Origin of the sequence: Caloramator australicus RC3 (genome assembly GCF_000297115.1) — a bacterium.
GTDB classification, from domain to species: Bacteria; Bacillota; Clostridia; order Clostridiales; family Caloramatoraceae; genus Caloramator; species Caloramator australicus.
On sequence record NZ_CAKP01000151.1, the window covers coordinates 1 to 9,478 of the forward strand.

General features: G+C 33.2%; 10 protein-coding genes, 1 pseudogene and 1 riboswitch. Of the genes and pseudogenes, 6 read left to right on the forward strand and 5 right to left on the reverse strand.

What is annotated here, in order from left to right:
- The 6 genes and pseudogenes from CAAU_RS14435 to CAAU_RS13415 all read left to right on the forward strand — a co-directional run.
- A partial coding sequence (locus CAAU_RS14435; RefSeq protein ID WP_192811232.1) for a UPF0236 family transposase-like protein occupies positions 1-395 on the forward strand: 395 nt, incomplete at its 5' end.
- A 186-nt stretch (positions 396-581) separates the two neighbouring features.
- Complete coding sequence (locus CAAU_RS14060; RefSeq protein ID WP_008909978.1) at positions 582-1,337, forward strand: FMN-binding protein; 756 nt, start codon at positions 582-584, stop codon at positions 1,335-1,337.
- A 206-nt stretch (positions 1,338-1,543) separates the two neighbouring features.
- A pseudogene (locus CAAU_RS13400) lies at positions 1,544-3,165 on the forward strand (Na/Pi cotransporter family protein).
- Between the two features lie 159 nt (positions 3,166-3,324).
- Positions 3,325-3,684 (forward strand): DUF2089 domain-containing protein, encoded by a 360-nt coding sequence (locus CAAU_RS13405; RefSeq protein WP_008909981.1) that lies wholly within the window; start codon positions 3,325-3,327, stop codon positions 3,682-3,684.
- Positions 3,685-3,702: 18 nt separating this feature from the next.
- Positions 3,703-4,065, forward strand: a complete 363-nt coding sequence (locus CAAU_RS13410; protein WP_008909982.1) for an SHOCT-like domain-containing protein — start codon at positions 3,703-3,705, stop codon at positions 4,063-4,065.
- Between the two features lie 8 nt (positions 4,066-4,073).
- Positions 4,074-4,328, forward strand: coding sequence for a hypothetical protein (locus tag CAAU_RS13415; protein ID WP_008909983.1), 255 nt, complete (start codon positions 4,074-4,076; stop codon positions 4,326-4,328).
- Positions 4,329-4,373: 45 nt separating this feature from the next.
- Here CAAU_RS13415 and CAAU_RS13420 read toward each other — a convergent pair whose 3' ends face one another.
- The 5 genes from CAAU_RS13420 to CAAU_RS13440 all read right to left on the reverse strand — a co-directional run.
- Entirely contained in the window at positions 4,374-5,786 is a 1,413-nt protein-coding gene (locus tag CAAU_RS13420) for an NCS2 family permease (RefSeq protein WP_008909984.1), read from the reverse strand.
- 55 nt (positions 5,787-5,841) lie between these two features.
- Positions 5,842-5,943: riboswitch (purine riboswitch) on the reverse strand.
- Between the two features lie 113 nt (positions 5,944-6,056).
- Positions 6,057-6,296, reverse strand: a complete 240-nt coding sequence (locus CAAU_RS13425; RefSeq protein WP_008909985.1) for a hypothetical protein — start codon at positions 6,294-6,296, stop codon at positions 6,057-6,059.
- Positions 6,293-7,540, reverse strand: coding sequence for a DNA polymerase IV (locus CAAU_RS13430; protein ID WP_008909986.1), 1,248 nt, complete (start codon positions 7,538-7,540; stop codon positions 6,293-6,295). Before CAAU_RS13430 ends, CAAU_RS13425 begins: the two co-directional genes overlap by 4 nt.
- Before the next feature lie 82 nt (positions 7,541-7,622).
- Positions 7,623-8,936 carry a transglutaminase domain-containing protein gene (locus CAAU_RS14065; RefSeq protein WP_051004432.1) on the reverse strand — a complete coding sequence of 438 codons (1,314 nt, stop codon included), beginning with the start codon at positions 8,934-8,936 and terminating at the stop codon, positions 7,623-7,625.
- A 146-nt stretch (positions 8,937-9,082) separates the two neighbouring features.
- The coding region (locus CAAU_RS13440) for an RNA-guided endonuclease TnpB family protein (RefSeq protein ID WP_040306809.1) at positions 9,083-9,478 on the reverse strand (396 nt) is incomplete at its 5' end.

Consider the following 9,478-nt stretch of genomic DNA (forward strand, 5'->3'; position numbering starts at 1 on the left):
CAAAAGAAGCAAGGAGATATATATTAAATAACTGGGAAGGGATAGTAATATATAAAGAGGACGAGGATGTAATAGGATGCAGTGCAGAAGGGCATATAAGCCATGTATTATCAGCGAGATTAAGCAGTAGGCCATTAGGATGGAGTAAAGAGGGATTAAAGATAATGGCAAAGCTAAGGGTATTTAGCAGGAATGGAGGTAATTTAAGGGAAATAAGTATATACAAGGAAGACGTTGAAACATTTAGATTAAATAAAAAGAAGATAAAAGAAACAATTAAAAGAATAAATAATTCTTCACGAGAAGGAATAAATAATATAACAATATTAAATATTGGAAAAGTAACGCCAATGTATAAGATATTAAAATCAATTAAATATGAAAATATAATTTAAAGTTTAAAAGCTTACGAAAGTCTTGATTTTAAACATTTTAGGGGGTTGTCTATAAAAATTAACCTACAATATCTTGACACTATCCAATAAAAATTATTAATTGAAATAAATTTTAAACTATGTTAAAATATTCTTGGAAGATGTTGTATATTGCAGTTTATTTTTTAACAAACAGGAGGGATATTTATGAAAAAATTCTTAGCTTTAGTATTATCAATGTTATTATTAATTCCATTATTCGCAGCTTGTTCAAAGCAAACAGACAACAATACCAACAGCAACACAAATAACAATACCAACACTGCAACAAGCAAAAAATACAACGACGGCACATACATTGGATATTCAGATGCTACTCCAGAATCTCGTGGCTTTGCCTATGCAGAAGTTACAATAAAGGATGATAAAATAACTGAAGTTAAATTATATGAAGTTAATGAATATGGAAAACTTAAGGATTATTCAACATACCCATTAAAAGAAGCTAAAACTGCAAACGAAGAAATGGCAAAAAGATTCGTTGAAAAAAATTCAGCTGATGTTGATGATTACACTGGTGTAACAAATAGTTCCAAAAAGTATAAGGAAGCAGTTTCAAGGGCACTTGAAAAGGCAAGCAAAGAAAAGGATGGAAAGAAATACTTTGATGGAACATTCCTTGCAACTTCAGATCAATCTGCACAAAACGGCTATGCACTTGCATATGTTACAATTAAGGATGATAAAATAACAAATGTTGTCCTCCAAGAAGTAGGTAAGGACGGCAAGTTTAAAGATTATGCAACATACCCATTAAAAGAAGCTAAGGCTGCAAACGAAGAAATGGCAAAAAGATTCGTTGAAAAAAATTCAGCTGATGTTGAAACAGTTGCTGGTGTAACAGGAAGTTCAAAGAGCTATATTGAAGCTGTTAAAAAAGCATTAGAAATGGCAACAAAATAATTAAGCTGCCCATGTGGGCAGCTTAATTATTTTGCTGAAGTAGTACTTTGCCTTTAAATCCAAATATCAGGATTTAATCGGCATTAACAATAATTTCAAATACATAATTAACATAAACTTAACATGAATTTAACACTTCTTTACTGCAAATTTACTATAATTTAACCTGGTGTTAACTTATTTTTAACAGACAATGGAGGTATAGTATGAGTTGGAAAAACATATTTGAGCTTCTTGGAGGACTTGGCCTTTTTATTTTTGGTATGAAAACAATGGGGGATGGCCTGCAAAAGGCTGCTGGAAATAGGCTCAAAAGATCCTTGAAACCCTCACAAGAAACAGAGTTTTTGCGATTTTAGTGGGTGCCTTTGTCACTGCAATTATTCAAAGCAGTAGTGCAACAACCGTTATGACGGTAGGATTTGTGAACGCAGGACTTATGGACCTTTTTCAAGCAGCGGGGGTTATAATGGGTGCAAACATAGGGACTACAATGACAGCTCAGTTAATAGCATTCAAGCTTACAGACATCGCCCCATTAGTGCTTGCTATTGGAACTATAATGGTTATGTTTGGAAAAAGAAAAAGAACGAAGGATCTTGGTGGAATAATTCTCGGTTTTGGTATGCTCTTCGTTGGAATGAAGATAATGGAAAAATCTATGAGGCCACTGACTGAACTTGATGAGTTTAAAAATTTGATAACTACCATCGGACAGCATCCAATAATGGGGGTTTTTGTTGGACTTGGAATGACAGCAGTTGTTCAAAGCAGTAGTGCAACAATCGGAATTTTACAGGCTCTTGCAGGGCTTAATGCAATGCCTCTTGCTGTTGCTCTTCCGATACTATTTGGTGATAATATAGGAACTTGTGTTACAGCTCTTCTTGCAAGTATTGGAACAAGCAAAAACGCTAAAAGGGCAGCCCTTATACACTTAACATTTAATATCATAGGAACTATAATATTTATGCTTATACTTCCTGTTGTTGTAAAACTAATCCCTGTATTAGGTGGGGATATTAAAAGACAAATAGCAAATGCCCATACTATGTTCAATATAACAAATACTTTAATACAAGCTCCATTCATAGTTTTTCTTGTTAAATTTGTTAATTGGTTAATACCAGGAAAAGAAGACAAGGAAGATGTCATGACATTAGAACATCTTGATAGAAGACTTTTAGAAACTCCATCAATAGCTGTGGGACAGCTTGTAAAAGAAGTTATAAGAATGGGTAGATTAGCATCTAAGAATCTTTCAACTGCAATAGATGCTATTATAAACGAAGATGAAAATGCTATAAAACAAGTGTTCAACACAGAAGAAGTCATCAACTTCCTTGAAAGAGAAATAACTGGCTTCATGGTTGCTCTTTCAAATACCTCTTTATCAGAAGAACAATCGGAGCTTGTATCTGGGCTTTTCCACGTCGTAAACGATATAGAAAGAGTTGGAGACCATGCAGACAACCTTGCTGAACTTGCTCAATATAAGATTGATAACAAGCTCCCATTCTCAGAGTCTGCAATATCGCAGCTTACAAAAATGTATGAAACAGTTAAATTTGCTATCGACTCATCAATTGAGGCTCTTGAGAATACTGACTTTATAAAGGCAGAAGATGTAATCGAAACAGAAGGGAAAATAGATGAACTTGAAAAAAGATTTAGAGAAGATCATATCGATAGATTATCAAGGGGAATATGCAACCCCGTCAGTGGAACTGTATTCCTTGATATATTAAGCAATCTCGAAAGAATAGGCGACCATGCTAACAATATCGCACAAATGGTCCTTGATCAAAAGGAAGAGCTTTATGCCTAATGTTGGTTTATAGCACAGTATATTCAATATACTGTGCTTTTTTATTTCTTCAATAAATTAATTATAATATTAATTTTTTAATTTTTAGTTTAATTTTTTTAATATATATATTGATTTTTTTAATATAAGTGCTATAATAAAATCAAGGATGGTGAAAATATGGGATACAAGATAATCACTCGTTGTCCTGTTTGCGATTCTAAATTAAAAATCACAAGACTTAGCTGTAAAAAATGTGGAACTACAATTGAGAACGAATTTGAACTTTCTAATCTCTCATATCTAACCAAAGAACAGCTGGATTTTGTAGAAGTATTCATAAAATGTAGGGGAAATATTAAAGATGTTGAAAAGGAACTTTCCATATCCTATCCAACTGTTCGTTCGAAACTCGACGAAGTAATTTTAGCCCTTGGTTACCCTATCAAACAAAAATCTGAAAAGGAAAAGGACGTCCTTGATATGCTGGAAAAGGGTGAAATAACACCCGATGAGGCTATTAAAATGTTAAAGGATTAATTAAAGAGGGGGGATATTATGAAGGATGAAATTTTAAGGATTTTAAGTATGGTAAGTGATGGGAAGATATCTCAGGAAAAGGCAGCAGAACTTATCGATGCCCTTTATCAAAGGGAAGAAAAAAGCAATAATGACTATGACAACAAAATTCTAAAGGTTAAGGTTCTATCCCATGAAGGTGACAATGTAAACGTAAACTTTCCAGTAAAGGCAGCAAAAGCAATCTTAAAGGCTACAGGGAAATTCCCAATAACAATGGGTGATCAAATCACAAATATAGATATGAATGCCTTAATTGAAGCTCTTGATGCCTCTGTGATTGGGAAAATAGTGGATGTAAAAAGCGCAGAGGGCGATATAGTTGAGGTTACCATTGAATAGGTGATATTATGAAAATTTTTATTAAAACTCCAAAATCAAAATTTACTATTCCAATTATTTTACCTATATCTATTATTAAACTCTCCCTTAAGTTAGGTAAAAAAGTTGCAAGCAAATATCTTGACGAAGAAGATCTAAAATATGTAAATTCTTTAGATTGGGATGCTCTATGTATAGCCTTTGATGAGCTTAAAAAATATAAAGGTTTAGAGCTTGTCAATATAGTAAGTCATAGCGGTGAAAATGTAAAAATCATAATATAAAAGTGAGGCAAAGAAATTTTCTTTGCCTCACTTTTATATAAAAATCTAATGGGGGAACATTGTGAATCTTAATATAAACAACACAGCTAAGACATAAATAATAGGATGCACTTCTTTACCTTTACCTGTAACTATTTTAACTATTGGATAGAATATGATTCCTGCTGCTATACCGTTTGCAATGCTATAGCTAAAGGGCATTATAGCAATTGTAAAGAAGGCTGGCAGTGCCTCTGTAAAATCGTTAAAATCTATATCTTTTACTGCTCCCATCATAAGAACTCCAACTATAACAAGGGCTGGAGCTGTAGCCTCTGAAGGAACAATACCTACTACTCCGCCAAAGAATAGCGAAAGTAAGAATAAAACTCCAACTGTAAAGGATGTAAGTCCAGTCTTTCCACCCTCTGAAATGCCTGCTGTTGACTCTACATATGTGGTTACTGTGCTTGTTCCAAGCAGAGCACCACAAGAAGTTGCAACTGCATCTGCCAGGAGAGCTTTATTCATGTTTTTCATTCTTCCATTCTCATCTAGCATATTAGCCTTTTGTGCAGTTCCTACTAAAGTTCCTATAGTATCAAACATATCAACTAAGCTAAAGGATATAACCACCATTATAACACTGCTTATTGCACCAACAAGACCTGCTCCTCCTACCCCTAAAAGTCCTCTAAAATCAGCCTTCATAAATGTTGGTGCAAGGGATGGAGGCATACTTAAAATCTTAACTCCAGAAATATTCGTTATTCCCATTGGAATTCCTATTATCGTAGTTGCTATTATTCCTATTAAAATAGAACCTTTTACCCTTCTTGCCATTAATATAGAAGTTATTATAATTCCAATCAAAGTTAAAAGGGCATGCTTATCTGTAAAACTTCCAAAACCAACAAGAGTGGCAGGGTTGTCTACAACTATACTTCCGTTTTTTAAGCCTATTAGAGCTATAAAAAGTCCTATACCTCCTGATATAGCAAGCTTAAGATTCTTAGGAAGAGCATCAACAATCTTTTCCCTTAAAGATGTTACAGTAATTATTATAAAAAGGACACCTGAAATAAACACTGCCGCTAAAGCTTCCTGCCATGTGTAACCAAGATTTATACAAACACTGTAGGTAAAGAAGGCATTAAGCCCCATACCTGGTGCCTGTGCAAAGGGCACATTTGCATAAAGAGCCATTATAAATGTTCCTATTGCTGCTGAAATTGCCGTTGCTGCAAAGACGGAAGCTACAACCGGATCGTTTATAGCATTAAAACTTGCCGCTGCATCGCCGATGGCTCCTTGGCTATTCATTCCTGCAAACTTAAGTATATTAGGATTTACAAATATAATATAGGCCATTGTAATAAATGTTGTAATTCCTGCTAAAATTTCAGTTTTAGCATCCGTTCCAGCATCACTTAAATGAAAAATCCTCTCTAAGAATCCTTTTTTTGTTGCCGTCGTCATCACAACAATCCCTCCCTAACAAAAATTGCCATCTAGCTATGGAGAGCTAGATGGCAATACCCCCTAGCTCATCCATAGTCGAAGGGTTTACGGCCCCTCGGTAGAGACTCCTAAGCCATATCCTTAGGATTATATGGATGGCCTAAATCACATTTACTATAATATCATGGCAACTAAAAATAGTCAACTTTTTTTATTGGATTTTATGTATAGTTCGTTAATGTATAAAATTTATAAAACATAATTTATTGTATAATTCGTATTTCTTAGTCATATCTTCTCCATATACCATTTATTGCTTTCCACCTCCCATCTTAGCTCTATTGGGTCCTGCCTCCCCTCTACCAAGCATATATAAATATAGCAATCCCTTAAGTTTCTCCTTTCCTTGAAGACTTTAATTACCTTGTTTATCTTAATATTGCCCCTGCTTGATGATATAAACATAGGGTTTACATTATTCTTTTCAAACAAGACTATTGCATCTACAATTTCTCTAACCATCTTCATATCTGTCCACCACCTTTGTTGTAGGATTGCATAGGAATCCACTCCTCATCAGAAACTATTTTTATCATTCTATAGCTTTCATTGGTTAAAAGCTTTGCTCTTATGACGGAATTATATCCATATTTTTCTCTAATCAAGTCTATGCATTTGTCTATTTTTTCATATTTTATTTTTTTGTCATCATCAAATATACTTATCTGCTTAAAATCATCGCACCTTTTAAGCCCTGTTATTCTAACACCTAAAAGCCTTAAAGGTCTTCCATCCCAAGTTTCATTAAATAGTTTCATGGAAGATTTATATATTTCATATGTAATATCCGTAAAAAAACACAGTTTTCTCTGTCTTATTATTGTTGTAAAGTCTGAATATCTTATAATAATTTCAATGATACTTCCTTCCAGTCCATGTTCTCTGAGCCTTTTACCTACACTTTCAGAAAGAGCCATTAAAACCTCGGATGCTTCCTCCATATTAACAACGTTCCTCGGCGTAGTTATGGAATTACCTATGCCTTTGATTTGCCTTGAATTAGGGTTTACTTTAGAGTCATCTATTCCGTTAGCAAATTTCCAAAGGTATCTGCCAACCTTTCCAAACTTATCTTCTATAACAGACATAGGCATATTGGCAAGATCGCCTATTGTAAATATACCAATATTATTGAGTTTTCTTTTCATTCTCCTTCCAACGCCAAACAAATCTTCAACTGGAAGGGGCCATATTTTTTCTTTAATATCCTCCGGTTCTATTACCGTTGTAGCATCAGGCTTTTTAAGGTCCGAAGCCATTTTAGCCATAAGTTTACAATAAGAAACACCTATGCTGGCTGTTATCTTAAGTTCCCTTTTTATCCTTTCCCTTATAGTATCGGCAATTTTTTTAGCATCACCAAATAGCCTTTCACACCCAGTAACATCTAGCCAAGCCTCATCAATGCTAAATACCTCAACATCCGGAGTATAATCCCGTAAAATGTCCATTACTCTATTAGAATAATCCATGTAGTCTTTAAAATGAGGTTTAATAAAAATAATATTAGGACATAAATTTCTAGCCTCCTGAATTGTCATACCGGTTCTAATACCAAATTTCCTGGCTTCGTAAGAGGCCGTTAATATAATGCCGTTTCTTTTGTCCTTATCTCCTGCCACTGCAATAGCCTTCCCCTTTAAACTTTCATCCTTCGCCTCTTCAACAGAAGCATAAAAAGCATTAAGATCTACATGCAAAATCCTTCTCACATCACCACCACCCGAACATTTGTTCGCATTTATATTATACACCTTTTTTTAAAAAAATAAAAGAAAAAAAGAGGCTAACGCCTCATTTTAAAGGTGTATATGGAATTGTAGATGATTTTGGATATCGTGTTCTGTCAAAGCTATGGTCAATTAAAATCTGATTATCAGTGACGTTAAAATATCTATAGGAAATTATATCCATTTCGCCACCGTTAACAACAGGATCATCAAAAGTAACATCAACATGATACCACTGCCCATCCAACTTTACTAAGTTCCAAGCATGGGGGACTCCATTTGCAAAGCCATAAACTATCTTATTTTCAATTCCCGCCATTCTCAAAAGTATATTAAAAGCCGTAGCATATCCATCGCAGACAGCAATACCTTTTATGAGAGCTCCATAGGATGTATGGGATTCATCTGGAACAGTATTTTTTATAACATTTGCATAATCATATTTGGTATTACTTACAAGATAATCATGAATGGCAAGTTCCTTTTCATATTCCGACATATTATCATTGATTATCCTGCTTAAAATATCCTTTGCCTTTATTTCTACATGCTGACGCATATATTTAATATTATTCCTTGGGAAGGTATAATTTATTAAGACCACAACATTTGAACCAAAAGATATATATCCGTAGGATTTAATATAATATAATTCACCATAATCCTCCAAAACCTTAGTTATATAGTCAAAAACTATACTTGGTTTTTCAAATATCATAGCATCGGCAAACTGAAGATAAATCCTGTCGCTTAAATTATAAAGTTCATCTTTAATAGCATTATATAAATCTGACCTATTTTTTAAAACATATTTTTGACTAGGATACCTATACTGTGATAAATCATTATATTTAAAAGTAAAATCTACTATAACTTGATTTGGAATCAAACCATGCTGATATACCTTATAGGAAAAACCAGTTAAAAAGAAACTTGAACTTGATAAATCTAAAGAGTCTATTATCCTTTCAAAATTATAGTTTTTTGTATATCCGTTTATCTTTATAGATGTTGAAGTAATTCCAGATTTTATTACTTTAAGCAAAATATCATCAAATTCTCTCCTTGTGTTTGCTACATAATTTGCATCCTTATATTTAACATAAATATAAGTTAAATTCCTTGATTTCTTCACCGTTTTTACGTTCGTTACTATATACTTTGCATTCTTATACGTCAACATTATTTTTTTCACATTTCCATTTATATTAAATTTTGTATAATCATAGCCAGATAATTTTATGGTATTTTTTTTGTGCAGGAGAGAATATTTTAATGAGTCATAAAACTTGTTATAATATTTATTTGATGATGCTTTAATATCTATATTAAATAGAAAAAAGAATATAAAGCAAAATAAAAACACCCTTTTTTTCAAATTCCCATCTCCTTAAAGCATAGGTTTAAAACTATTTTATATTGAACCTCCCACGACTAAAGTCGGGGGATTCCTGCTTCATCAACCTCGTAACCTACTATCTCCACAGGCGTTAATTCGGGTAGTCCCTACCCTACTGTTTTTACTTATGCTATACCTAATATGCTCTTTCCTTCTTTTAATATATTTTTACTTGCATTTACATCTCTATCATGGACTGTCCTACATATTGGACATTCCCACTCCCTTACGTTTAAGTCTTTTACTTCTTCATTTTTATAACCACATACATTACATATTTGACTTGATGGATAAAACATATCTACTTTTACTATTGTTCTTCCATACCATAATGCTTTATATTCAAGCATGTTTACAAATTTTGACCATGCTACATCTGATATGGACTTTGATAGTTTGTTATTTCTTAACATATTCTTAACCTTTAAGTCCTCCAAAATTATAACTTGGTTTTCGTTTATAATTTTAGAGGACAACTTTTGCAAAAAATCTTTCCTTTGGTTTCTTATCTTCTCATGTAT

Excerpts from the sequence above, each read along its gene's own strand:
- CAAU_RS13420 (WP_008909984.1), bottom strand. The coding sequence starts at position 5,786 with ATGACGACGGCAACAAAAAAAGGATTCTTAGAGAGGATTTTTCATTTA.
- CAAU_RS13415 (WP_008909983.1), top strand. The coding sequence starts at position 4,074 with ATGAAAATTTTTATTAAAACTCCAAAATCAAAATTTACTATTCCAATT.
- CAAU_RS14060 (WP_008909978.1), top strand. The coding sequence starts at position 582 with ATGAAAAAATTCTTAGCTTTAGTATTATCAATGTTATTATTAATTCCA.
- CAAU_RS13425 (WP_008909985.1), bottom strand. The coding sequence starts at position 6,296 with ATGAAGATGGTTAGAGAAATTGTAGATGCAATAGTCTTGTTTGAAAAG.
- CAAU_RS13410 (WP_008909982.1), top strand. The coding sequence starts at position 3,703 with ATGAAGGATGAAATTTTAAGGATTTTAAGTATGGTAAGTGATGGGAAG.
- CAAU_RS13405 (WP_008909981.1), top strand. The coding sequence starts at position 3,325 with ATGGGATACAAGATAATCACTCGTTGTCCTGTTTGCGATTCTAAATTA.